Raw genomic sequence first — 23,776 nt, 5'->3', positions numbered from 1 at the left:
TACCATGATTTTTCGCCAATTATTCGAGCATAAAAGTTCGACTTACACTTATTTGCTCGCCGATGCGGAAACCCGTGAGGCGATATTGATCGACCCTGTGTTGGAGCAAACCGATAGCTATTTGCGGTTGTTGAAAGAGCTCGATTTAACCCTGAAATATGCGCTAGACACACATGTGCACGCCGATCACGTTACGGCCTTGGGGCGCTTGCGCGACGTCACAGGGGCAAAGTCTATGATGGGTAAACAAAGCGATGTTGCCTGCGCCTCGGGTTGGTTTAGCGACGGTGACACACTCGTGGTCGGTGGCCTGCGCGTGACGGCGCTGTTCACGCCGGGCCACACTGACGACTCCTACTGTTTTTATCTACCTGAACAGAAGATGTTGTTTACAGGCGATACACTGCTAATCCGGGGTACAGGGCGCACGGATTTCCAAAACGGCGATGCGCGCGCTCAGTACCAAAGTTTGCAACGCCTGTTGGCAATGCCCGGTGATACGCAAGTGTGGCCTGCGCACGACTACAAGGGCTGGACGTCGAGCAGCTTAGCGGAAGAGCAGGCCCACAACCCGCGTCTGCAGGTGAGCGATGTGGAGGCCTACGTAGAACTCATGGCCAATCTCAAGCTCCCCAACCCGAAAATGATGGATGTGGCCGTGCCGGCCAACAAAGGCTGCGGGGTTAGCTGACTCGCGAGTCCGGCGGCGTCGTACACAGGGCCGCCGTCGATTGTTACACTGGGCGTTTTGAGAAGTTAACGCTTGGAGTAAGGCATGGCCTTTAAAGGTACTGATCAATACGTTGCCACCGATGATTTACGCATGGCGGTTGATGCCGCCGTGACGCTGCAGCGCCCGCTGCTAGTGAAAGGTGAGCCGGGCACCGGCAAAACCATGTTGGCCGAACAGGTGGCGCAAAGTTTGGGTCTGAAGTTGATCCAGTGGCACATAAAATCCACCACCAAAGCCCAGCAGGGCCTCTACGAATACGACGCCGTATCGCGCTTGCGAGATTCGCAGCTGGGCGACGATCGCGTGCACGATATCAAAAACTACATCAAAAAAGGCAAACTCTGGGAGGCCTTCGATGCCGACGAGCAGTTGGTGCTGTTGATCGACGAAATCGACAAGGCCGATATCGAATTTCCCAACGATCTGTTGGTTGAAATCGACAAAATGGAGTTCTTTGTTTACGAAACCGGCGAGACCATTAAGGCCAAGCACCGGCCCATCGTCATCATTACCAGCAACAACGAAAAAGAACTACCGGACGCCTTTTTGCGTCGCTGCTTCTTTCACTACATTACGTTTCCCGATCGGGAGACCATGCAGAAAATCATCGATGTCCACTTTCCTAACATTAAGCAGGAACTGGTTAAAGACGCCATGGATATTTTCTTCGATGTGCGCAAGGTGCCGGGTTTGAAGAAAAAGCCGTCCACCAGTGAATTAGTGGACTGGTTGAAGTTGTTGTTGGCCGATGATATTCCCGATGAAATTTTGAAAAACCGCGATACCACCAAGGCCATTCCCCCACTCTACGGCGCACTGTTGAAGAACGAGCAGGATGTGCACATGCTGGAGCGCTTGGCCTTTATGAGTCGTCGGGAAAACCGCTAATGCTGCTTAATTTTTTCAGCGGCTTGCGGGCGCACAATGTGCCCGTATCCCTCAAGGAACTACTGGCTTTGTTGGAGGCGCTACAGCATCGTTTGGCGTTTGGTTCGCTCGACGACTTCTATTTGCTGTCACGCACAATTCTAATAAAAGACGAGAAGTACTACGATCGCTTCGATCGTGCCTTTGGCGCTTACTTTAAGGGTCTTGAAAGTATCGACGATATATTCGAGGCGCTGATTCCCGACGATTGGATTCGCAGTGAATTTTTAAAGCAGCTCACTGATGAAGAAAAGGCGAAAATCGAATCCTTGGGTGGGCTGGAAAAGTTGATCGAGGAATTCAAAAAGCGCTTAGAGGAGCAAGAAAAACGCCATCAGGGCGGCAATCGTTGGATTGGCACAGGCGGCACCTCGCCCTTCGGCAACAGTGGATACAATCCAGAGGGAATCCGCGTGGGTGGCGAATCGCGCAATAAAAGCGCGGTGAAAGTATGGGATAAACGCGAATTCAAAAACCTGGATGACAGTGTTGAACTGGGTACGCGCAACATAAAAATGGCGTTGCGCAAGCTGCGAAAATTCGCGCGCACTGGCGCCGCCGATGAGCTGGACCTAAACGATACTATTCGATCGACCGCGCGCAATGCGGGCTTATTGGATATCAAAATGGTGCCCGAGCGTCACAATGCCGTCAAGGTGCTACTGTTTTTGGATGTGGGTGGTTCTATGGACCCCTATATCACGCTGTGTGAGGAGTTGTTCTCCGCCTGTAAAACGGAGTTTAAACATCTGGAATATTTCTATTTCCACAATTTTATTTACGAGCGCGTGTGGCAGGATAACCAGCGGCGTCACCAAGAAACGCTTTCACTGTTTGATGTCATGCATAAGTACTCCAGCGATTACCGGGTGATTTTTGTGGGCGATGCGTCCATGGCACCCTATGAAATTGCCAGTCAATACGGCAGTGTCGAGCACATGAATGAGGAGCCGGGTTACAAGTGGATGCAGCGCTTAACCGATACCTTCGAAAAGGTGATTTGGCTTAATCCTGTAGCGGAAAAATATTGGGATTACACCCAGTCCATTGGCATGACGCGCGAATTGATTGATGACAAGATGTACCCGCTGACGCTCGACGGATTGGATCGCGGCATTAAGTATTTAGCCAAATAGTGGCGTCTAAGGCGGTCGGTAATTGTCGCCTAGAATTTTATTTTAGAATAATCTAAGTACTTCTCGTTTTGCATCCAATCTCTCTTTAATTTAAATCTATCTATTGAATAGTTGCTTGAGGCAATTAAATTATTTCAGTGCGCAAAAGTAGTACGCTAGTATAAATACCCTATTGGAGGAATGGCATCACGGAGGATAGGGACTTTCTATGGAAAGCCATCTAGCGGTATTGGCAGGGATGTGGGGTTTGTCAGTGCAATACTACGCCCTGTATTTTTTTATAAGTGCTTCGCAGTTCGCCGAAAGGCACCCTCAATTAGACGGCAACTGCCCGTCGTTTTATAGCATTGACACACAAGTGAAAGAAGGTCGTCGAGACGGCGCAAAAATATTGTGTGTTATTGGCAGGAAAGCGGTACCCAGTGTCGATGAACTTCCGTCGGCCGGTGCAGGCGCCAGTCTACGCAATGGTAAGAGTTCTGGTGTAAGCGGCGATCGACCAAAACGGGTAACGCCTGCAAAACCCGGCGCGCGCCCCGTTGACGAGGGAATCATGCACAATCCGCCGATTCTTTCTCGTAGCGAATTGATGTGGGTCACCACCAATTGCAAATATCAATATAGCTGACCATTAGCCTGCGGCGAAACTATCGCGATGCTGGGCTAGCACTTATAATTCGGCCACTTTTACCCACTGGTCGAATTGATGTCTGCACCTGATTTTTCTGCAATGTATGCCGAGCTTGATCAATTAATGATCGCCGACGCCATGGCCTTGCGCAAACGCTTGCGCGCTGTGCGCCGCCGCCAAGAGCGCAAGCAACCGATTGATAAGCTGCTGGCGGAGATTCAGCAGAACTTGGACGCAGCGCAAGTGCGCCGGCAATCGCGCGCGGCGTTGGTGCCCGACATTCAATTGCCCGAGGCGCTGCCCGTGAGTCAGCGCGCCGACGAAATCGCCAAACTGGTAGCGCAACATCAAGTGGTTATTTTGGCGGGTGAAACGGGTTCTGGAAAAACGACACAATTGCCGAAAATATGCCTGCAATTGGGGCGCGGGTTGCGCGGATTGATCGGCCACACTCAACCTCGTCGGCTGGCTGCACGCACTGTGGCTGCGCGCATAGCGGAAGAGCTCAATACCACGCTGGGTGACCGCGTGGGTTATCAGGTGCGCTTCAACGACCAAAGCAGCGACAGTACACTCATTAAATTAATGACCGACGGCATACTGCTGGCTGAGATTCAGCAGGACCCCTTACTCAGTCGCTACGATACCTTGATTATCGATGAAGCCCACGAACGCTCGCTAAACATCGATTTTTTGTTGGGCTACCTTAAGCAGCTGCTGCCCAAGCGGCCCGATTTAAAATTGATTATCACCTCGGCCACCATTGATCTTGCGCGCTTTTCTGAGCACTTTAATCATGCCCCGATTATTGAAGTATCGGGCCGCACCTATCCCGTAGAAATTCGCTATCGCCCCGCTGAAGATGAAGAGGGCGATCTGGCCGATCAAATTGCAGACGCCGTCAATGAGTTGCTGGCGGCAGAAAAGGGCGGCGGCCGACGCGGTGGCGATATTCTGGTGTTCTTGGCCGGTGAGCGAGAAATTCGCGAAACGGCGCAGGCACTGCGCAAAGCGAATTTGGCCCATGTGGAGGTGCTGCCACTCTACGCGCGCTTGAGTTTAGCGGAGCAAACGCGCGTGTTTGCGCCACATGCGGGGCGCCGTATTGTGCTGGCCACCAACGTGGCGGAAACCTCCATCACCGTACCCGGCATTCGCTATGTGATTGATCCTGGGTTGGCGCGAATCAGTCGCTATTCCTATCGCACCAAAATTCAACGCCTGCCCATAGAGCCGATCTCTCAGGCCAGCGCTAATCAACGCGCGGGCCGCTGTGGTCGAGTGAGTGAAGGAATCTGCATTCGGCTCTACAGCGAGCAAGATTTTATGGGCCGACCCGCCTATACCGATGCAGAAATATTGCGCACCAATTTGGCGGCGGTGATTTTGCAAATGCTGTCCATGCGCATGGGGGATATCGAACAATTTCCGTTTGTCGATGCGCCAGACTCGCGCCTGATTAACGACGGTATGCGCTTGCTCGAAGAGCTGCAGGCGATTGATGGTCAGCGCAACCTCACGGCCATGGGGCGGCAACTGGCGAAATTGCCGGTAGACCCCACATTGGGGCGTATGTTGGTCGCCGCAGCAGACGCCAATGCATTGGATGAAGTGCTAATTATTGTTTCTGGCTTATCAGTGCAAGACCCGCGTGAGCGTCCGGCGGAAAAACAGCAAGCCGCCGATGAAAAACACCGCCGCTTTCGCGACGACAATTCAGACTTTGTGGCGTGGGTTAATCTATGGCGCTATATAGAAGAACAGCGACAAGCGCTATCTAGCAGTCAGTTCGCCAAGCTGTGCAAGCGCGAATTTCTATCTTGGCTGCGCATTAAAGAGTGGCGCGATATTCACTTGCAATTGCGATTGGCGCTGCGCGACCTGAAATTTACCCTAAACAAAGCACCTGCTGATTACGCGGCGGTGCATCAGTCGCTGCTGCCTGGTTTGCTAAATAATCTGGGCACCAAGGCGGAAGATCGCGAATACTTGGGTGCGCGTTCACGTAAATTTCAAATATTTCCGGGCTCCGGACTCGCCAAAAAATCACCCAAGTGGCTGGTGGCTGGCGAGCTGTTGGAAACCTCTAAGCTATTTGCGCACACGGTTGCAAAAATAGAGCCCGAGTGGGTGCTCAAGGTGGCTGGTCACTTGGTCAAGCGCGAGCATTTTGAGCCCCACTACCACGTCAAAAGCGGCCAGGTCATGGCCTTCGAAAAGATCAGTCTTTATGGGTTGGTGCTCATTGAGCGCAAGCGCGTGGCCTACGGCACCATCGACCCGATAACGGCGCGCGAGGTGTTTATTCGCAGCGCCTTGGTGGAGGGAAATTACCGCGGCAAGGGCGCGTTTTTTAAAGCCAATCGCAAACTCATAGACAGTCTGGGAGAACTGGAGGCGAAATCGCGCCGACGCGATATTCTGGTGGACGACGAAGCGCTGTTTCGGTTTTTTGATGAGCGCTTGCCAGAGGGTATGGTCAATTTGGCGGGCTTTGAGCACTGGCGCAAAGCAGCGGAACAAACAACACCGAAATTGCTGTACCTCACCCGCGACTATCTTATGCAGCATGACGCCAGTGCGGTTACCGAGGCCCAGTTTCCCGATCTATTGTCGGTCGGCGGTATGGAGCTGCCCCTGCAATACCACTTTGAGCCGAACCACACAGACGATGGCGTCAGTGTGTTGGTGCCGGTGAGTATTTTGCACCAGTTGCCAGAGCATCGGTTGGAGTGGTTGGTGCCAGGCATATTGAAGGAAAAGTGCGTGGCCCTGGTCAAGGCGCTGCCGAAGCAGGCCCGAAAGCAATTTGTGCCGGTGCCCGAATACGTGGATAAGGCGCTGGCGCGGATGACGCCCGCCAATGAGCCGCTGGCACTGACGCTCGGCGAACAGCTGTTTCGCACCTCAGGCAACCGCATCGCCCCCGAGCTGTGGCAAGAAGTACAGCTGGATGACTACTACCGCATGAACATTATTGTGCTGGACGAGCAGGGCAAGCGGTTGGACAGCGGTCGAGATTTACCGCAATTGCGCGAGCGCTATCGCGACCGCCTTCAGGCCAGTATTGAATCCGCTGGCCCCGACCTCGAGCAGACCGGGATTACCCAGTGGACGCTGGGGGAGCTGCCTGAGCAAACCCAGTTTAAGCGCGGCGGTATCGCCATTCGCGTCTATCCCTCGCTGGTGGATGAGGGTGACAGTGTGGCGTTGCGCATGCAGGATAACCCCGAGGCCGCGCGTTGGCTGCACCGTACAGGGGTGGCCCGCTTGGCGCTGTTGCAAATGGGCGAGCCAGTGCGCTATTTGCACAAGGAGCTGTTGCGTGGCAAAGACATCGGTTTGACCATGGCGAGCTTAGGCAGTCGCGAGCAGGTGGCCAGTGATTTAACGCTGGCGGCCATGGTGCAATTGATGACTGAGCAGTGGCCGGATGCCAATGTGCGCAATCAACAGGCCTTTGATGCGCTGGTGGAGTCGGTGCGCACGGCACTGGTGCCGCGCGCAACGGATTTGGCCGATCAACTCTACAAAGCCTTGGTGCTGTTAGTGGAGGTGCGCAAGATCCTCAAAAGTAATCGCAACGCGTTAATGCTGGCGTTCACGCTGTCGGACATAAAGCAGCAGCTCGATCAACTGTTTGGTAAAGGCGTATTGGTTCATATGCCGGTCGACACACTCAGGCACTATCAGCGCTACCTAAAGGCGATCTTACTGCGTTTGGAAAAGGCCCCGCAAAATGTCCAGCGCGATAAGCTGGCCATGGCGGAGTGGTCGGCGGTGGCGGAACAGTGGCAGGCCCTGTGTGAACAAGCCGGCGAGTATCGGGCGCTACTGACGCCGCAGTTGAGTGATATGCGCTGGTTGCTCGAAGAGTTTCGCATTTCACTGTTTGCACAGACCATCAAAACCCTGACGCCCGTGTCAGCTAAGCGCCTGCGCAAACAGCTGCAAGATGCAAAGCAGGCATTGGGGTTGCACTAGGCTGCATGCGGCTTGGATTAGCCCAAGCGGTAACGCGGCGCACTTGCCGCGCTTGAGCGTTTAAAAGACTCCATTGATCGCAGCTGTGATCGGCGCCGCTAAAAAACTTGTGTCTATACTGTAACGTCGATGAGTGGCAGAGCTCTAAGTCACTGATTCAACACGGGCGGCACCAGTTGGCGTTGTCCACAATAAAAGCAAGTAAGGGCTCGTTAAGGAGAATCCTATGTCCAAATCAATGAAAACCCCGTTCGCAGCGGCCATTGGTGCTGCGGTATTGGCATCGGCGGCAATGTCTGGTTCTGCGTTTGCTGCTGACAATCCATTTTCTGCACAAGAATTAAGCACTGGCTACAATTTGGCCGACAACCACGGCGAAGGAAAGTGTGGCGAAGGTAAGTGCGGCGATAAAGCGAAAGACAAAGCCAAGAAAGATGGCAAGTGCGGCGAAGCCAAGTGTGGTGCCGACAAAGCCAAGCACGATGGCAAGTGTGGTGAAGGTAAGTGCGGCGGCGAAAAAGCCAAGCGCGACGGTAAGTGCGGTGAAGGCAAGTGCGGCGGCGAGAAAGCTAAAAAAGACGGTAAGTGCGGCGGTGACAAGGCCGATAAAGAAGGCAAGTGCGGTGGCGTAGCCTAAGCAGGATTGCATTCATGACCGTGCAAACTGATACCGATGTATCCCGACCGGCGCTTGGCGCCGGTTTGGGTTTACGGCGCAGCGAAATGCAAACCTTTAACGCGCTGACCCATGAACACATCGATTTTATGGAAGTGGCTCCCGAAAATTGGATTGGCGTCGGTGGCCGATTTGGCGACCAGCTGCGTGAATATACGCGGCGCTTTCCACTTTTTTGCCATGGCTTGTCGCTTTCCATCGGTGGCCCATCACCACTGGATACGCAGCTGGTGGGCAATATCAAACAATTTTTAGATGCGCATCAGGTGTGCGCCTATAGCGAACACTTAAGCTATTGCAGTGACGACGGCCACCTCTACGATCTCTTGCCCATCCCCTTTACCGAAGAGGCCGTACACTACGTAGCGGCTCGCGTGCGGCAAGTGCAGGACCAACTTGAGCGACGCATTGCGCTGGAGAATGTCTCCTATTATCTGACCGCGGCTCAGGACTTAACCGAGAGTGAATTTATCAATGCGGTGCTGGCAGAAGCCGACTGTGATTTGCTGTTGGACGTTAACAATATTTTCGTGAACAGCATCAATCACGGCTATGATCCCCACGAATTTTTGCGCGCGCTGCCCGGCCACCGGACCCGCTATTACCACGTTGCTGGCCATTACGATGAGGCCGAAGACTTAAAGGTGGACACCCATGGCGCCGATGTTATCGAGCCGGTTTGGGAACTGTTATCAGAGGCCTATGATTTATACGGTGTCCGGCCGACCTTGTTGGAGCGGGATTTTAATATTCCGCCGGTGGCCGAGCTGCTGAAGGAAGTGAATCAAGTAAAACAAATTCAGGCACAGGCCTTGGCGCAGGGGGCGCAGGATTATCGTGGCGCACTGTTGGCGGTGCCATCATGAACTCAGTGGCCGAGCAGCAATTTGCATTGACGCGCCATCTGCGCGATCCCGAGCAGATTCCCGCACCCACGGGTGTGGAAATGCGCCGACTCAAGGTGTACCAAGAGCTGGTGTTCAATAATATTGAAGGATTTCTGAGCAGTGGTTTTCCAATCATGCATAGCCTGCTCAACGAGGCGGAGTGGCTGGCATTAGTGCGTGCATTTGTGCGCGAATACCGCGCCCAGTCGCCATATTTTTTAGAAATCGGGCAGGAGTTTTATCAGTTTGTCAGTCAGGCGGAGCATCTCGCCCTGCCCGAATTTACACTGGAATTAATGCACTACGAATGGGTGGAGTTGGCGCTCGACGTGGCGCCCGACCAACTGCCACCGGCAGTTGATGGCGTGGTTGCCGAAGCCACGCGCTTGCAGCGTTCACCCCTGGCATGGCCGCTGGCCTACCGCTTTCCGGTGCACCGCATTGGCCCCGATTACCAGCCCACTGCGGCACCCGAGGCGCCCAGTTTGTTTGTCGTGCACCGCGATCGCCAGCAGCAGGTGCGATTCATGGCGCTCAATTCCATGAGCTACGCCTTGTTACTGCGGTTTGATGAAGTGGAGCAATGGACGCTGGCGGATTTAGCCGCGGCGTTTGCGGCCCAAATGCCGGAGCCACCCTCGCCGCAGTTTGTGGAGCAGCTGCGCGTCACCCTACAGCATTTTGTGGATCAGGATATTCTGCTCATTTGCGTATAAGCCGCGCCCGTCTATGCTTGTTTTTTAGCAGTAATGCTACAGAAAAATGACACTTTGGCGGTTTCTTGCGTTCAGTTGTGTACTTTTGAGTATTAGTGAACAATTTTTAATTATAAATAATTATTTTCTCGATCTCCCTGTCATTTTTCTGCAATATTTCGCCGCCAGAATGCAGCGCATCCGGTGAACGAGTCACCCGATGAACTGAATAGCCTATAACGCCAAGGGGACACACATGAAAACTCCAATGAACAAAATGCTGCCGTTTGCCATTGCAGCCGTATTGCCAGTTGCCGCTCACGCCGAAGGCCCCATCGACGGAACTGTGTACGGCAAAGTGAACGTGACCGTTGAAAGTCAAGATGAAGGTGACGGCAACGTCATGGCGCTGGAAAGCAACGCGTCGCGCTTGGGTTTCAAAGGCAAGACAAAGATCAATGATTCGCTGTCAGCCATTTACCAGTTGGAGTATGAAGTTGCCGCCGACGATGGCGATGCAGTGTTTAAGCAACGCAACATCTATGTGGGGCTAGCAGGTGACTTTGGTGCCGTCATTGCCGGTAAGCACGATACCCCCACCAAATTGCTGCAGAATAAAATAGACCTGTTTAATGACCTGCAAGGTGACATCAAGCATGTCATCACTGCCAACGAAAACCGTGAAAGCAACATGGTGATGTACTCCACGCCAGACATGGGCGGTTTCTTCGCCAAAGGCGCCTACATCATGAGTGAAGACAGCGAGGTAGATAATGCGATGTCACTGTCTGCCGGTTGGCAGAATGACGTGATCTATGCGGGCCTTGCCTATGATGACGCCGTGCGAGCAGAAGATTCCAACGTTCTGCGCGGTGTCGTGCAGGCCAACGTGGGTGACTTTCAAATTGGCGCGCTCTACGAAACCGATGATACCAACGGCGCCACGAATGATGGCTGGATGTTGAGCGGTCAGTACAAAATGGGCAGCTGGGCGTTTAAGGCGCAGGCCGGGCAGTCTGATATCAAAAAGGATGGCGGTGAAACCTTTTCGCTGGGTGCCGATTATAAATTGGCAAAAAATACCAAGGTGTTTGGTTTTTACACCGACAAGTCCGCTGACGACAACGCCATTGAGGGCAGCTACTTAGGCTTGGGCATGGAGCACAAGTTCTAAGCGTATGCCTTGAGGCAGTTTTGCGAAAAGGGTGCATCGGCACCCTTTTTTGGTTTTGCGGTGTAGGTATTGCAGTGGAGAGGGAGAGAATGATGCGTTGGATAGCGTTGCTGTTGGCATTGATGGGCAGCCAAGTATTTGCGGAAACACAGCTGGATGATGAGGGTAAGCCCTGCGAATCCCTGGTGGATTTATCGGAAGCTGGGGATTTTCATCGGCTGCATTTTGAATGCGATAAAAAACCAAAGGTGGTAACCGCCTATGAGGCGCAGCCATCCGGTGCATCTACGCCCGCTGGGCAAAATAAGGTCGCAACCCATGACCGCGCCCAAGTGGCCACCGGCGCCGGCACCGAAGTGTTAATTCGCGCACCGCTACCTGAAACAGGCAGTGTCCTTAAGGCGCTCGACCAGCTGTACCAGCAGATGCGCCAGCACTGCCCCAATGGTTGGGATAAAAATAACGAGTGGGCGGCGCGTGATCAACAGCAGTTGTATCTGCATATTCGCCTGACCTGCAGCTAGCAAGGTTTATTGGAAACCTAGCCTTAAGTAGCTGACGCGACGCCAGTGGGCACGTACAATGCCGCCATTTACTCGCCCCACGGCTTGCAAGGGAGATTACCGTGAGACTTATCTATTTATCAGTGCGTCAAGGATTGCTGGCTTTGGCGCTCTTGATGTCCACCCCCGTTCTGGCCGCAGACGATGCCACTTCGGAAGATCCCTGGGAGGGGTTCAACCGCACAATGTTTACCTTTAACTCGACCCTAGACCGCTATTTTATGCGGCCCTTAGCCATTGGCTATACCGCAGTGTTGCCCGACCCTGTGGAAGTGGGGGTCGATAATGTGTTCGCGAATCTGCGTGAATTGACCAACGTGTTTAACGATGTGTTGCAATGGAAGTGGGATGCGGCTGCCAACGATACGGCGCGCTTTCTCATCAATTCCACCGTCGGGCTAGCGGGCGTATTCGATGTGGCGGGCCATTTTGGCTTGCGCCGCAGCGACGGTGAGGACTTTGGTCAAACACTGGCGGTGTGGGGTGTGCCGGAAGGTCCCTATGTGATATTGCCCTTTTTAGGACCATCTACAGTAACCCGCACCCTGTCGATACCCATGGATTTAGATACGGTGCCGGTGGCACAGATTGAAGATGCCGGTGCTCGCTATGGAGTGCTTGGTTTGCGTTTGGTGTCGATGCGGGCGCAGTTGTTGCCGTTGGAGAAATCCATGAGTGGCGATCACTATGTGTTTATACGTTCCGCATATCTACAGAACCGCCAGTTTTTGATCAACGATGGAGTCGTCGAAGATGATTTTGGTGGAGCGTCGGACGATTACGGCGATTACGATTATTAATCACCGAGTGTGAGGATGGAAGCCTGCGCAAGTTGCGCGGGCTTTCACAATTCAATAAAAAGCCCGCAATTGCGGGCTTTTTTAGTCGAGCAGTTCGTCGATTTCTAGGCCTAACTGACAGCGTTCATTGGGACCGGACAACACCCGTGCGACGTGTGCCTTAGCGCGCAACATTGGGTTGTGGCCATGGCTAGAGCTGAGGCTAATGGTCAACTGGGTGCCCACGGGCAGGGCGCGGTCCACTTCTACTGCCATGCCGCCGCCACTGAGGTCGCAGCACAGGCCGTTGAGGGTTTGATCTTCGTCCAGGGTAATTTCCACCGGCGTATCGATCCGCATGCGAATGAAGTTACGCTTTTCACTGTAGGCGCGGTTGGCAAGACTCATAATGTGCTTCCTGTGTAGTTTGTATCGCTCAAACGGCGTGTTTAGGCGTTGTTATTATGGTGGATTGCCGTTGGCTTGAGCGTTGTGCGGGCCGGTGGCAAACCCCGATCAGGTGCATCTAGCGTTGTGTGAGTTAATGGCAGGCGCGGGGTCGAAAACTCGGTGCGCCAAGTGCACAATACGTGCAACTTGGACATAAAAGATACGCCAATTCAGAGGCTTTGAACAGCTTGCAGGAGCAACTTTATGGGAGTAGGGTTAGCGGTTCACAGGCTAAGGTTTGACTGGGCATCTTGCACAGTGTTTTAAGGGTGGAAATGCACAACGCCGAGAGCCGACGCCGGCTTCTAATCATTGACGATGACACCATCGTTCGCCAGAGCATTGTGGTGTACCTCGCCGACAGCGGATTTGACGTGTTGGAGGCGAGTAATGGCCAGCAGGGCCTAGACCTCTTCTTCCAAGAAAAACCCGATATCGTCTTAACCGACTTGCGCATGCCCGGCATCGATGGCTTGCAGGTGCTCGGCCAAATCCACGAAGTCTGCCCCGACACCCCCGTTATGGTGATCTCCGGTGCCGGCGTCGTAACCGATGTGGTAGAGGCCCTGCGCCTTGGTGCCAGTGATTACATGATCAAGCCGGTGGTCGACATGGAGATGTTGGTACACTCCATCGACAAGTCGCTGGAGCGACAGGCGTTGTTGGCCGAAAATCAACGCTATCGGCAAGAACTTGAGGCCGCCAATCGCAATTTGCGGGAGCACTTGCGCGTACTTGAGCGGGATCAGCAGGCCGGGCGCCAAGTTCAGCGCCGATTGTTGCCGCAATACCCGCAAACGCGCGGTGAATATCACATTGCGCACCATATCGAGCCCTCATTGTTTTTGAGCGGCGACTTTATTGATTACGCCTATTTGGGCCAACGCTATCTGGCATTTTATTTGGCCGATGTCTCAGGCCACGGGGCCAGCTCGGCCTTTGTGACGGTTTGGCTCAAGCATCTAGTGACGCGGCTGGTGCGTGAAGAGGGCCTATTCGCCGACGCCGGTTCATTTGAGCAGGGGCCGGCGGAGTTATTGTCGGTTATCAATCGCGAGTTGCTGGATACCGCGCTCGGGCATCACCTGACGCTTTTCACTGGGGTCATCGACACGGACACCAATCAATTGCGCTACAGTGTTGCGGGCCACCTGCCCATGCCCGTCATGATAGATGAGGATGGCGCGCACTTTATGCCCGGTGAGGGCAAAGCCGTAGGCATTTTCAAGGAGGCAACTTGGCAGGTGTGGTGTGCGGATCTACCACCCCAATTCAGCTTATTCGCGTTTTCAGACGGCGTGCTCGAAGTATTGGAGGCTGACAATTTGGCAGATAAAGAGGTTGAATTGCTATCAAGGCTCGGTAATATGCCGCGCACTGTCGAGGCTGTGTGTCAGGCGTTGAACTTGGATCAAGTTGAAGATGCGCCAGATGATATCGCCGTCTTGTCGATTTCTCGAGGATTAGCGGGTGCGTGAAGGGCAAATCCTGGTGGCTGATCACCAGGGGGTATACGTTATTAAGCTGGTGGGCGATGTGCGCCTGACCCTGTGTATCTCGTTCGACGCCTTTATCGATCGAATGTTTAGCGACGCCAACTTTATTTCGGTGGTATTTGATCTCACCGCCGCTGAGGCTATCGACTCAACTACGCTCGGTTTAATGGCCAAGATTTCACTGCTCGCCCAAGAGCGGCACGGCTTAGTGCCCACGGTGGTGAGCAACAATCCCGGCATTGACCGCATCTTACAAACCATGGGGTTTGCGGAAATTTTTTGTATCGTGAAAGACGGCGATACCGACGTCCCAGAGGCCGAGGCGCTGTGCGTGGATTGCGCCGATGAAGGCGATGTGAAAGCGCGAGTGCTGGAGGCCCACCGCATTTTGGTTGGGCTCAACGCCGCCAATCGCGATGCCTTTAAAGATTTGATTGCCACCCTAGAGCAAGATTGCTAGCCGCTCACCCTTGGCGCACGGACAATTTCGCCCGAATAAACTCACTGTGTGGCAGGTGAATTAAATCCGCCAGTTTGCGGATGGTGTGCTCTTCGTATTTGTCCAGATTGCCATCGGCATAGGCGACCGCCCACATCGCTTGCACCAGCTCAAATTTCTCTGCTGCAGTAAATTCATCATTGATAACCCGCGTGAATTCGTACACCGATGTGGCTTCACGCTGCTGGCGTGTGGCGCGCTCAAGCAACTGACCGACGGCGGCTTCGCTCATCTGCTGGCTGCGAGCAATGGCAGTCTGCAGTTCGGCTCGCTCTGTCGAATCCATATGACCATCGGCCATCGCCACCTCTACCAGCAGCGCGATACCTGCCAATTGTTGGCAGGGGCGAGCCTCAATGGTGGGGGCGTCAAACAGATTTTTGAGTAACTCAACTATCACATGCGACTCCTGATTTCGTCGAGTGCGCGGTCTACCAATTCGGCACCGGCGCCGGGCTTGTGTGCTTCAGCGCTGATCACGCGACGAAATTGCTTGCCGCCCGGCTGGCCGTGAAAGAGGCCTAGCAGATGGCGCGTAATGTGGTGTAGCCGCATACCCTGACTCAGCTGCTGATCAATATAACTCAGCATCTCGTTCATAATGGCGAGTCGGTCGCGCGGCACCGGCGCCTCACCGTAAAGGGCGCTGTCCACCTCAGTGAGCAGCCAGGGATTGTGATACGCCTCGCGCCCTACCATGACGCCGTCGACGTGATCGAGTTGCGCTTGGCATTCGGCCAGCGTGGTCAGGCCACCGTTGAGGATAATTTCCAGCTCGGGGTGCTCCTGCTTTAGGCGGTGCACGCGCCCGTAGTTGAGCGGCGGCACTTCGCGATTCTCTTTGGGGCTGAGCCCCTGCAACCACGCTTTGCGGGCATGCACAATAAACGTGGCACAGCCGGTGGCGGCAATAGGCGTCACAAACTCGGCGAGGCCGGCGTCGTCGTCCATGTCGTCGATGCCAATGCGGTGTTTTACGGTGACCGGAATGCTAACGGCATCTTGCATGGCCTTGATGCAATCGGCCACAAGCTGGGGGTGCCCCATTAAGCAGGCGCCAATCATGCCGCTCTGTACGCGGTCGGAAGGGCAGCCGCAGTTGAGGTTGATTTCATCGTAGCCCCAGCTTTCTGCCATCTGCGCGCAGGCGGCCAATTCTTTGGGGTTGCTGCCGCCCACCTGCAGTGCGACGGGGTGCTCCTCGGGATTGAAGTTTAGAAAGCGGTCTCTATCGCCGTGAATCAGGGCGCCGGTGGTCACCATTTCGGTGTACAAGAATGCGCGCTTACTGAGCAGGCGCCAAAAGTACCGGCAATGGCGATCCGACCAATCCATCATGGGGGCCAGGCTGAAACGGCGGGGGCTGTACATCGGTGGCAACGTCTAATCTCCTTAAAAGTTCGCTATTTTAGCGGAGCTGGCCACAAAAATCTGAAATAGTGCTTTCGGCCGTTTTTAACTTGCGAGCAGACTGGGTACACTGCACGATTGCGCAGTATCTTGGTTGTATTACTCTTTATGATTCGCTCTGTAGTTGCCTCTTCTATGTCCATTGACACGCTAAAACCACAAGTCATCAATCACCGTGCCAGTCGCACGGCTGAACAGTTGTACTTCTTGTTTCAAAATGCGTATCGGCAGGAGGCGCGCTTAATCGGCGGTGCTGCAAGCAGTTACTTTTTGCCGCTTCAACGGGATGCCGCGGCCATTCGATTGGCGCCGAGCCGCATTTTAGGGCTGCAAAGCCGGCGCGGAGAGGTGCTGGCCGCCATTGAGCTCATCGAGCCCAATGCTAACCAGCGCTGGTGCCAGATCGACGGGCTCTGTGTTGACGCCCAAGCTCAGCGCAAGGGCTATGCGAGCCAGTTGATTCATACCGTGGTAGATCTGTATACCAAGAAAGGCGTTTCCGTGCGGGTCAAGGTGGCCAAGGCTAATGGCCCCGCGCTGGCCCTATACGATCGCTTTCAATTCCAGCCCATTGGCACCGAAACACAACACGGTGTTGAGTTGTATCTCCTTGAGCGGTCTGCCTGACCGTCCAGTCTGCCCCAAAATCCTCATCGCGCCTGAGCACATTTGCAAGCAAATGTGGTTTGTTTTGCTATTGAGCGTACGGCGGCTTTGCTTGAGTCTATAGTAAGTCTGGGCACCGCTGCCCGGCGCTGCACCGTAGGCTATTCCCATCTAGCCAGACGGTCGTGGACTGAAAGCGCAAATAACGAATGACCCGCCAACGGCTGGCATCCAACGAGGAACCCCCATGATCTATTCAGGAAAGGCGATTACCGTTCGCGCGTTGGATCAGGGCATAGCTGAGCTATGTTTTGACCTGACTGACGACTCCGTTAACAAATTTAATCAGCTGACGCTCAATGAACTCAAGGATGCTACTGCAGCCATTCAGGCCGATGGCCAGGTCAAAGGCCTGCTAGTCACCAGCGGCAAAGATGGTTTTATCGTGGGCGCAGATATCACTGAATTCGGTGCGAATTTCGGTCGCTCTGAAGAAGAGATCGCCGCGGGCGTATTCGAGACCAATAAAATTTTTAACGCCGTTGAAGATTTGCCGATGCCCACCGTATCGGCCATCAATGGCGTTGCCCTCGGCGGCGGTTTGGAAATGGCGCTAGCCACCGACTACCGCGTGATGGCCGAAGGCGCCAAAATCGGTTTGCCTGAAGTTAAATTGGGCATCATGCCGGGCTTTGGTGGCACTGTGCGCCTGCCGCGCGTGGCCGGTGCCGATAACGCCATCGAGTGGATTGCCGCCGGTAAAGAGCAGCGTGCAGACAAAGCGCTTGCAGATGGTGTGGTCGATGCTGTCGTGCGCGCAGATAAATTGCGTGAAGCCGGTTTGGACCTACTGGCGCGCTGCATCAGCGGCGAGCTGGATTACAAGGCTAAGCGTCAAGAAAAGTTGGAAAAATTAAAGATTAACGACATCGAATCCCTGATGGTATTCGAAACTGCCAAGGGCTTTGTGGCCGGTCAAGCGGGCAAGCATTACCCGGCACCTGTCACTGCGGTTAAGTCGATGCAGAAGAACAGCACCTTTGGCCGCGACGACGCGCTCAAGGTTGAAGCTGCCGGCATAGCGAAGTTGGCCAAGACACCCGTTGCCGCCAATTTAGTGAACTTGTTCTTGGGCGATCAGATGCTCATGAAAAAGGGCAAAACCCAAGCCAAGGCGGCCAAAAAAGTGGAAAAGGGTGCCGTACTGGGCGCGGGCATCATGGGTGGTGGCATTGCCTACCAGTCTGCCTACAAGGGCACGCCGATCATGATGAAAGACATCGCGCAGGCGGGTCTGGATTTGGGTATGGGTGAGGCAGCGAAGTTGTTATCTAAGCTGGTTGATCGCAAGCGTATGACCGCTGGCGAAATGGCGGGCGTGTTAACAAAAATTTCCCCCACCTTGTCCTACGACGGTATCGATAGCGCCGATGTGATTGTGGAAGCCGTGGTGGAAAATCCCAAGGTCAAGCACGCGGTGTTGGCCGAGGTGGAAGGCAAGATGCGCACAGACGCCATTTTGACGTCGAACACCTCTACCATTTCAATCGACTATTTAGCTCAGCCCTTGAAGCGCCCAGAAAATTTCTGCGGCATGCACTTCTTTAACCCCGTTCACAAAATGCCGTTGGTTGAAGTGATTCGCGGTGCGAAAACGTCGGATACCGCCGTTGCGGCGACAGTCGGTTACGCCTTGGCCATGGGCAAAAAGCCCGTGGTAGTGCGCGACTGCCCCGGCTTTTTGGTCAACCGTATCCTGTCGCCCTACATGGGTTGCTTCATGCAAATGGTGCATGAAGGCGCAGACTTTGCGGCCATTGATAAAGTCATGGAAAAATTCGGCTGGCCCATGGGCCCCGCCTATTTGTGTGACGTAGTGGGTATCGACACGGGTGTACACGCCGGCGCGGTAATGAGCGAAGGCTTCCCCGATCGCATGAAGTACGATTACAAAACTGCCAGCGAATTGCTGTATGACGCGAAGCGTTTGGGTCAGAAAAATGGCAAGGGTTACTACAGCTACGAAACCGACAAGCGCGGTCGCTTGCAAAAAGTGGCTGACGAATCCGTGTGGGATTTGTTGAAAGGGCACGTAGCTGATCGCAAAGAATTCTCAGACGAAGAAATCACCGAGCGCCTGATGGTCTCACTGTGCTTAGAGTCTGTGCGCTGTTTGGAAGACAACATCGTCGATTCTGCCACCGAGTTAGATATGGCACTTATTTACGGCATAGGCTTCCCGCCCTTCCACGGTGGTGCAATCCGCTACATGGAAAGTTTGGGCTTGGCCAATTTCGTGGCCATCGCCGATAAATATGCACATCTGGGCGGTCTTTACACCGTTACCGATCAATTGCGCGCCAAGGCGGAAGCCGGCGAAAGCTACTTTGCCTAAGGGGTATTGAACATGAAACTTAATCCAAGAGATGCAGTTATTGTCGATTGTGGCCGCACGGCCATGGGTCGCTCCAAGGGCGGCGTATTTCGCAACACCCGCGCTGAAGATTTGTCGGCTGATTTGGTCAATAGCATTTTTGCGCGCAACCCAAAGTTAGATCCTGCCGAAGTGGAGGATGTGATTTGGGGCTGTGTGAACCAAACCAAAGAGCAGGGTTGGAACATCGCTCGCATGATGAGCTTGATGACCGTGGTGCCCCACTCAGCTGCGGGTCAAACCGTGAGTCGTTTGTGTGGCTCCTCCATGAGCGCGCTGCACACAGCGGCGCAGGCGATCATGACCAACAACGGCGACATGTTTGTGGTGGGTGGCGTTGAGCACATGGGTCACCTGCCCATGGATCACGGTGTCGATCCCAACCCGCGCCTTTCCAAGCACGCGGCCAAGGCGGCGGGCATGATGGGTTTAACGGCTGAATTTTTGGCGTTAATGCACGGCATTTCGCGCGAGCAGCAAGATGAATTTGGTGCGCGCTCTCATCGTTTGGCCCACCAGGCCACCGTTGAGGGCAAATTTGCCAATGAAATTTTGGCCCGCGAAGGCCACGATGCCAACGGTTTTAAAATCATGGTATCTCAGGACGAAACCATTCGCCCCGAAACTACCGTGGAAGGTTTGTCGCAATTAAAGCCTGCGTTTAACCCCAAAGGTGGCACCGTGACAGCGGGCACCTCATCGCAAATTTCAGACGGCGCCAGCTGCATGATCGTGATGAGTGCCGAACGCGCGCAAGCTCTGGGTGTAACTCCCATCGCGAAAATTCGCGCCATGGCGGTGGCCGGTGTCGATCCATCCATCATGGGTTACGGCCCTGTGCCCTCTACGCAAAAAGCCTTGCAGCGCGCAGGTCTGACCATGGACGACGTCAACTATTTAGAGCTGAACGAAGCCTTCGCCGCTCAGGCATTGCCCGTGTTAAAAGATTTGGGTTTGCTCGATAAAATGGACGAAATGGTCAATCTCTACGGTGGCGCCATCGCCCTCGGTCATCCCTTCGGTTGTTCGGGCACGCGCATCACTACCACCATGCTCAACGTCATGCAGCAAAAAGATTTCACCATTGGTGTTTCAACCATGTGCGTAGGCTTGGGGCAGGGTATCTCTACGGTGATTGAGCGCATCTAGCGCTTTACAACTTTTTTCGTTTGACCTCTAAAACCGGCGCCCTAAAAAGCGCCGGTTTTTTGCCTACAGGATGTAGGGCCTAAAAATGCTCCTGCATTTTAGGCACTACCGCCATCCTTGGCGGGCGTATCGCGGCCACCTCGACAATGTGCTGCGACGGCCCGGCGCTAGACCATGGGGCCTGCTAGGCACCCAAGTTTTAATCCTTCAATAAATGTTCATTGAAAAACATGACCACGACTTGCTGGTACAGGTCACGGTTTTCTTTTTTTCGATAGCCGTGGCCTTCGTTGAGCGCGTTCATATACCAAACCAGTTGGCCCTGTTCCCGCAGAGCTTTAACGATTTGTACCGCTTCTGAAACGGGAACCCTGGGGTCGTTTTCACCTTGCACCACTAGCATAGGGACTTTTATTTTCTCGACGTTATTGCTGGGTGAAATGCGTTGCAGGAAATCGTGCATTTTGGGATCGCGTTCATCGCCATATTCTACGCGGCGCAGATCCCGACGGTAGCTCTTGGTGTTTTTAAGGAAGGTGACAAAGTTGCTGATGCCGACAATGTCAACGGCCGCTTTCAATCGGTCGCTGTAGTACATGGCTGATGCCAATACCATGTAGCCCCCGTAACTGCCGCCAAAAACGGCCACGCGAGACGCGTCGAGATCGGGCTGGGTGGCGATCCAGTCGAGCAGGGCACCGATGTCCTTCACCGAGTCTTCACGCTTATAGCCGTTGTCTAGATTGATGTAGGTATTGCCATAGCCGGCAGAGCCTCGCACGTTGGGTGCGATAACGGCGGCGCCCAGTTTTTCCAGCCACAGTTGGTAAGTGCTGGAAAAAGCAGGGCGGTACTGGCCTTCAGGGCCACCGTGAATAGAAATGATCACCGGGTGCGGGCCCTTGGTCTTGGGCTTATAGACGAACGCGGGAATTTCTCGGGGTTTGCCGTCCACTTTGTCGAAGGTTGGGTAGTGCACCAGTTCCGGTTCGATAAAGGCGTCGGTATTCAGGCCGCCAACTTCGGAATGTGTCCAGCGTGTAAGTGCACCATGTTTGGTTGGGTTTTGTTTAAGGTCCAGCACAAAGGTGTCGCTTGGCGTTTGTGCTGTATTCAAGGTTAGACTCAGCTTTTTGCCATTCGGGCTAAACTTCAGGCCGCCCACCAAACCTATGGGCAAGCCCTTGACCTTCTGGAACTTGTCTCGCGTTGTGTCGAGCAGGTAGATGGCGTTATAGCCGTTTTCATTCACGCTAAATGCTGCGCGCTTACGGGAGTTGTCCATGGAAAACTCCCGCACATCCCAGGCAATATCTTGGGTTAGAATATTGCGATAGCTTTTACCGATGCCCTGATGCACCAAATGTGCAAATTCGAAACCGTCGTTGGATGACAGGTAAAAACCGCTGTCATCGCGGTTATATTTATGGGCGAAATTCAGCGAGGGTTTGCTCGGCGATCCCGCCAACAATGTTTTTTCACCCGAGGTCAGATTTAATTCATACACGCGAGAGTCGGCAATGCTGACGTAGTTCTGTACCAGCAGGCGTTTGCCGTCGGCGGAAAAATCCACCGGGCCCCACCAACTTCCATCGGGACTCTCCAAAATCATCCGGGCAATGTCCGGAGTGGATATGTCCATGACCCAGATATCGTTAGAGCGGCCGTTGCGACGGGTGCTCTGAAACGCGATGTGCTTGCCATCACGGCTCCAAACGGGCGGGCTGTTGCGCGATTCACCATCGCTGAGCATGCGGTGTTTGCCGGTGGCGGGATCAAACAGAAAAATCTGCGCGTACTCATTGCCGCCGGCATCCATGGTAAATGCGATCAGGCTACCCTTGGGCTGGCGCGATACACCTCCCAGTGGCTCTTCGAAAAACGTCAGTTGATGGCGCGCTCCGCCTGGCTTGTCGACGCGGTGTAATTGATCGACATCGCCAAACCGAGTGGCGATATACAGGGCTTTGCCGTCGGCCGTCCAGGTCAATACCGGCGCCGATCGCACATTCTGGTAGCGATTGAGGTCCTCGACGATCGATTCGGGTACAGCGGGGATGTCTTCTAGAATCACCTGGCCGTTATTGGCTGTGCGCGTTGAGACCTCTGCGAGGCTCACCATGCTGGTGACAATTGCAGCCACCATGCAGGCGATTTGGGTTAACAGCGTTCGGTTCATATATTGGCTCCTTGGTTATAGCGATGCAGTCTTGTTGTTAATGTACCCAACGATACAACGGTGATTGGACTTTACGCGATTAATTACGCTGACAAAACCCAAGGTTCCGTGGCAAAGCCGCTTAGGTTGGGTGTGCTGTTAGTTGTCGCTTAGGGTGGGTGTCCCGTTAGTTCTTATGATTCGCACGTAAGTTCGTCCCACGTCTTGCATGACATTCGATATACCCTGAGAATCGCAAGGTGTCATTAGTAGATGGACGTGGTTAGTCATTAGCACGAAGGCGTGTAGCTTGACTTGATGTTTGTCCAACGCTTCCGACAACGCATTAATATAAAGGGCAAAATCTGACGGTGCGAAAAAACAGGCTGATCGATTATTGCCACGTTGAACGATATGGCATGGAATGTTGGGAGCATAGAGGCGAGGTTTTCTAGGCATAGTCCATCCTTGGGCAATTGCTAGTCGGCAGAGCGTACCATGCTTCGGGCGGTAATTCACTCCGACCCCTTTATCACGCTTTCTCAGCGGTCTATATCGAGACACCGATGATAATATTGAAAGAGATCGAAAATTTAAAGAAAGTAATTTCAGGGATTACAAAAAGACAACAAAAACTAAATGACTGGTATAAAAGTAAACTTGATGAAATTGGCAGAGATTCAACACTTTCGGAATTAACTTGCCTATTATTAAAGCCACATGTCATCCCTGGGGAAAATAACAATATATGAAGACACAAAAATTTTCACTAATTGCAATCTGCTTAGTATTTCTAAGCGCATGCGAGAGTGACAAAAACATCAGCGAGCCATTAAGCCGCCTGAAAGAGTGCGGCAGCATTAAAGTAAGAATTAAAAATTTTAAGAGTGATCATTCTTATGTATTTTCTATCACGACAAGGCTTGAGGAGTTTGATATTAGCCAACAGAAAGAAACCCTTGCAGATATTAAAGAATTGAAAAATATAGCTCTTGACTGCTATACACAGGCTTACTTTTCAGGCGCTCCTGAACTTAAGTATTGGGAAATTATTCATGCTGGGTTTCAAGCGTATTCATCGGTACTTTACTCTTCTATTGGCGATAATTTCAGCCAGAAGGTATTCGAATACCATCACAGTGAGGGGCATTTTTTGGTTTTTGATGAGGTTCTTAATGCTTCTGATAAAGGGGTCGGAGTGAATTAGAATTTTACTATTCTTTCGACCATGGCCTTCCTGGCTTTAGTTGTCCAATTTTACGTTGCAGTGCGGCTTCTATTTCAGCCTTAAAGCGATCGTTACCCATGGGGTAATTATGTTGCAAGCAGTTCCTCAACGTGTGTAATTGTTGCGAGGGTATTGCTACGTCGAAGAGTGCACGGTAGGCA

General features: G+C 53.4%; 22 protein-coding genes. 17 read left to right on the top strand and 5 right to left on the bottom strand.

Annotated features, from left to right (window positions below; genetic code table 11):
- Window positions 1–4 precede the first annotated feature (4 nt).
- From FHS30_RS10770 to FHS30_RS10720, 11 genes are all read left to right on the top strand, one after another.
- Complete coding sequence (locus FHS30_RS10770; protein ID WP_183910490.1) at window positions 5–691, top strand: MBL fold metallo-hydrolase; 687 nt, start codon at window positions 5–7, stop codon at window positions 689–691.
- An 84-nt stretch (window positions 692–775) separates the two neighbouring features.
- Window positions 776–1,621: an AAA family ATPase gene (locus FHS30_RS10765; RefSeq protein WP_183910489.1), complete on the top strand. Its 846-nt coding sequence runs from the start codon at window positions 776–778 to the stop codon at window positions 1,619–1,621.
- Window positions 1,621–2,796, top strand: a complete 1,176-nt coding sequence (locus tag FHS30_RS10760; protein ID WP_183910488.1) for a vWA domain-containing protein — start codon at window positions 1,621–1,623, stop codon at window positions 2,794–2,796. The genes FHS30_RS10765 and FHS30_RS10760 overlap by 1 nt, the downstream gene beginning before the upstream one ends.
- Window positions 2,797–3,004: 208 nt before the next feature.
- Window positions 3,005–3,424, top strand: a complete 420-nt coding sequence (locus tag FHS30_RS10755; RefSeq protein WP_183910487.1) for a hypothetical protein — start codon at window positions 3,005–3,007, stop codon at window positions 3,422–3,424.
- Window positions 3,425–3,502: 78 nt separating this feature from the next.
- On the top strand, window positions 3,503–7,411 hold the full coding sequence (hrpA, locus tag FHS30_RS10750; RefSeq protein ID WP_183910486.1) for an ATP-dependent RNA helicase HrpA: 3,909 nt from the start codon (window positions 3,503–3,505) through the stop codon (window positions 7,409–7,411).
- 226 nt (window positions 7,412–7,637) lie between these two features.
- A complete protein-coding gene (locus FHS30_RS10745) occupies window positions 7,638–8,048 on the top strand; it encodes an HvfA family oxazolone/thioamide-modified RiPP metallophore (protein ID WP_183910485.1) in 411 nt (136 codons plus the stop codon).
- A 14-nt stretch (window positions 8,049–8,062) separates the two neighbouring features.
- The gene (locus tag FHS30_RS10740) at window positions 8,063–8,953 is read left to right on the top strand and encodes an HvfB family MNIO-type RiPP peptide maturase (protein WP_183910484.1); all 891 of its coding nucleotides are present in this window, start codon (window positions 8,063–8,065) and stop codon (window positions 8,951–8,953) included.
- A complete protein-coding gene (locus tag FHS30_RS10735; RefSeq protein ID WP_183910483.1) occupies window positions 8,950–9,690 on the top strand; it encodes an HvfC family RiPP maturation protein in 741 nt (246 codons plus the stop codon). Before FHS30_RS10740 ends, FHS30_RS10735 begins: the two co-directional genes overlap by 4 nt.
- 235 nt (window positions 9,691–9,925) lie before the next feature.
- Window positions 9,926–10,843: a porin gene (locus FHS30_RS10730; RefSeq protein WP_246341284.1), complete on the top strand. Its 918-nt coding sequence runs from the start codon at window positions 9,926–9,928 to the stop codon at window positions 10,841–10,843.
- An 89-nt stretch (window positions 10,844–10,932) separates the two neighbouring features.
- Window positions 10,933–11,367 (top strand): hypothetical protein, encoded by a 435-nt coding sequence (locus FHS30_RS10725; protein ID WP_183910482.1) that lies wholly within the window; start codon window positions 10,933–10,935, stop codon window positions 11,365–11,367.
- Window positions 11,368–11,468: 101 nt separating this feature from the next.
- Window positions 11,469–12,206 carry an MlaA family lipoprotein gene (locus FHS30_RS10720; protein WP_343049060.1) on the top strand — a complete coding sequence of 246 codons (738 nt, stop codon included), beginning with the start codon at window positions 11,469–11,471 and terminating at the stop codon, window positions 12,204–12,206.
- Window positions 12,207–12,287: 81 nt separating this feature from the next.
- Here FHS30_RS10720 and FHS30_RS10715 read toward each other — a convergent pair whose 3' ends face one another.
- The gene (locus tag FHS30_RS10715; RefSeq protein WP_183910481.1) at window positions 12,288–12,593 is read right to left on the bottom strand and encodes a PilZ domain-containing protein; all 306 of its coding nucleotides are present in this window, start codon (window positions 12,591–12,593) and stop codon (window positions 12,288–12,290) included.
- A gap of 317 nt (window positions 12,594–12,910) precedes the next feature.
- Between FHS30_RS10715 and FHS30_RS10710 the strand changes: the two genes are divergently transcribed.
- Window positions 12,911–14,113, top strand: coding sequence for a SpoIIE family protein phosphatase (locus FHS30_RS10710; protein WP_183910480.1), 1,203 nt, complete (start codon window positions 12,911–12,913; stop codon window positions 14,111–14,113).
- The gene (locus tag FHS30_RS10705; RefSeq protein WP_183910479.1) at window positions 14,106–14,591 is read left to right on the top strand and encodes an STAS domain-containing protein; all 486 of its coding nucleotides are present in this window, start codon (window positions 14,106–14,108) and stop codon (window positions 14,589–14,591) included. Before FHS30_RS10710 ends, FHS30_RS10705 begins: the two co-directional genes overlap by 8 nt.
- Before the next feature lie 4 nt (window positions 14,592–14,595).
- On the opposite strand, the gene FHS30_RS10700 is transcribed toward FHS30_RS10705, so the two are convergent.
- A complete protein-coding gene (locus FHS30_RS10700; RefSeq protein WP_183910478.1) occupies window positions 14,596–15,030 on the bottom strand; it encodes a TerB family tellurite resistance protein in 435 nt (144 codons plus the stop codon).
- A complete protein-coding gene (gene dusA, locus FHS30_RS10695; protein WP_183910477.1) occupies window positions 15,027–16,001 on the bottom strand; it encodes a tRNA dihydrouridine(20/20a) synthase DusA in 975 nt (324 codons plus the stop codon). Before dusA ends, FHS30_RS10700 begins: the two co-directional genes overlap by 4 nt.
- Before the next feature lie 174 nt (window positions 16,002–16,175).
- Here dusA and FHS30_RS10690 point away from each other — a divergent pair, with 174 nt between their 5' ends.
- From FHS30_RS10690 to fadA, 3 genes are all read left to right on the top strand, one after another.
- The gene (locus FHS30_RS10690) at window positions 16,176–16,667 is read left to right on the top strand and encodes a GNAT family N-acetyltransferase (protein WP_183910476.1); all 492 of its coding nucleotides are present in this window, start codon (window positions 16,176–16,178) and stop codon (window positions 16,665–16,667) included.
- A 226-nt stretch (window positions 16,668–16,893) separates the two neighbouring features.
- On the top strand, window positions 16,894–19,041 hold the full coding sequence (gene fadB / locus FHS30_RS10685; RefSeq protein WP_183910475.1) for a fatty acid oxidation complex subunit alpha FadB: 2,148 nt from the start codon (window positions 16,894–16,896) through the stop codon (window positions 19,039–19,041).
- Window positions 19,042–19,053: 12 nt separating this feature from the next.
- Window positions 19,054–20,229, top strand: a complete 1,176-nt coding sequence (gene fadA, locus FHS30_RS10680) for an acetyl-CoA C-acyltransferase FadA (protein WP_183910474.1) — start codon at window positions 19,054–19,056, stop codon at window positions 20,227–20,229.
- A gap of 199 nt (window positions 20,230–20,428) precedes the next feature.
- On the opposite strand, the gene FHS30_RS10675 is transcribed toward fadA, so the two are convergent.
- Together FHS30_RS10675 and FHS30_RS10670 are read right to left on the bottom strand one after the other, a co-directional pair.
- On the bottom strand, window positions 20,429–22,408 hold the full coding sequence (locus FHS30_RS10675) for a S9 family peptidase (RefSeq protein ID WP_183910473.1): 1,980 nt from the start codon (window positions 22,406–22,408) through the stop codon (window positions 20,429–20,431).
- Window positions 22,409–22,546: 138 nt separating this feature from the next.
- Complete coding sequence (locus FHS30_RS10670; RefSeq protein WP_221197259.1) at window positions 22,547–22,846, bottom strand: transposase; 300 nt, start codon at window positions 22,844–22,846, stop codon at window positions 22,547–22,549.
- 289 nt (window positions 22,847–23,135) lie between these two features.
- Here FHS30_RS10670 and FHS30_RS10665 point away from each other — a divergent pair, with 289 nt between their 5' ends.
- A complete protein-coding gene (locus FHS30_RS10665; RefSeq protein WP_183910472.1) occupies window positions 23,136–23,594 on the top strand; it encodes a hypothetical protein in 459 nt (152 codons plus the stop codon).
- Window positions 23,595–23,776 lie beyond the last annotated feature (182 nt).

Origin of the sequence: Simiduia aestuariiviva, from assembly GCF_014192475.1 — a bacterium.
Taxonomy (GTDB): domain Bacteria; phylum Pseudomonadota; class Gammaproteobacteria; order Pseudomonadales; family Cellvibrionaceae; genus Simiduia; species Simiduia aestuariiviva.
Note: the sequence above shows the minus strand (reverse complement) of the source record. Positions and strands in the feature narration are given on the sequence as shown.

Excerpts from the sequence above, each read along its gene's own strand:
- FHS30_RS10770 (WP_183910490.1), top strand. The coding sequence starts at position 5 with ATGATTTTTCGCCAATTATTCGAGCATAAAAGTTCGACTTACACTTAT.
- FHS30_RS10765 (WP_183910489.1), top strand. The coding sequence starts at position 776 with ATGGCCTTTAAAGGTACTGATCAATACGTTGCCACCGATGATTTACGC.
- FHS30_RS10760 (WP_183910488.1), top strand. The coding sequence starts at position 1,621 with ATGCTGCTTAATTTTTTCAGCGGCTTGCGGGCGCACAATGTGCCCGTA.
- FHS30_RS10755 (WP_183910487.1), top strand. The coding sequence starts at position 3,005 with ATGGAAAGCCATCTAGCGGTATTGGCAGGGATGTGGGGTTTGTCAGTG.
- hrpA (WP_183910486.1), top strand. The coding sequence starts at position 3,503 with ATGTCTGCACCTGATTTTTCTGCAATGTATGCCGAGCTTGATCAATTA.
- FHS30_RS10745 (WP_183910485.1), top strand. The coding sequence starts at position 7,638 with ATGTCCAAATCAATGAAAACCCCGTTCGCAGCGGCCATTGGTGCTGCG.
- FHS30_RS10740 (WP_183910484.1), top strand. The coding sequence starts at position 8,063 with ATGACCGTGCAAACTGATACCGATGTATCCCGACCGGCGCTTGGCGCC.
- FHS30_RS10735 (WP_183910483.1), top strand. The coding sequence starts at position 8,950 with ATGAACTCAGTGGCCGAGCAGCAATTTGCATTGACGCGCCATCTGCGC.
- FHS30_RS10730 (WP_246341284.1), top strand. The coding sequence starts at position 9,926 with ATGAAAACTCCAATGAACAAAATGCTGCCGTTTGCCATTGCAGCCGTA.
- FHS30_RS10725 (WP_183910482.1), top strand. The coding sequence starts at position 10,933 with ATGATGCGTTGGATAGCGTTGCTGTTGGCATTGATGGGCAGCCAAGTA.
- FHS30_RS10715 (WP_183910481.1), bottom strand. The coding sequence starts at position 12,593 with ATGAGTCTTGCCAACCGCGCCTACAGTGAAAAGCGTAACTTCATTCGC.
- FHS30_RS10710 (WP_183910480.1), top strand. The coding sequence starts at position 12,911 with ATGCACAACGCCGAGAGCCGACGCCGGCTTCTAATCATTGACGATGAC.
- dusA (WP_183910477.1), bottom strand. The coding sequence starts at position 16,001 with ATGTACAGCCCCCGCCGTTTCAGCCTGGCCCCCATGATGGATTGGTCG.
- FHS30_RS10690 (WP_183910476.1), top strand. The coding sequence starts at position 16,176 with ATGTCCATTGACACGCTAAAACCACAAGTCATCAATCACCGTGCCAGT.
- fadB (WP_183910475.1), top strand. The coding sequence starts at position 16,894 with ATGATCTATTCAGGAAAGGCGATTACCGTTCGCGCGTTGGATCAGGGC.
- fadA (WP_183910474.1), top strand. The coding sequence starts at position 19,054 with ATGAAACTTAATCCAAGAGATGCAGTTATTGTCGATTGTGGCCGCACG.
- FHS30_RS10675 (WP_183910473.1), bottom strand. The coding sequence starts at position 22,408 with ATGAACCGAACGCTGTTAACCCAAATCGCCTGCATGGTGGCTGCAATT.
- FHS30_RS10670 (WP_221197259.1), bottom strand. The coding sequence starts at position 22,846 with ATGCCTAGAAAACCTCGCCTCTATGCTCCCAACATTCCATGCCATATC.
- FHS30_RS10665 (WP_183910472.1), top strand. The coding sequence starts at position 23,136 with ATGAAGACACAAAAATTTTCACTAATTGCAATCTGCTTAGTATTTCTA.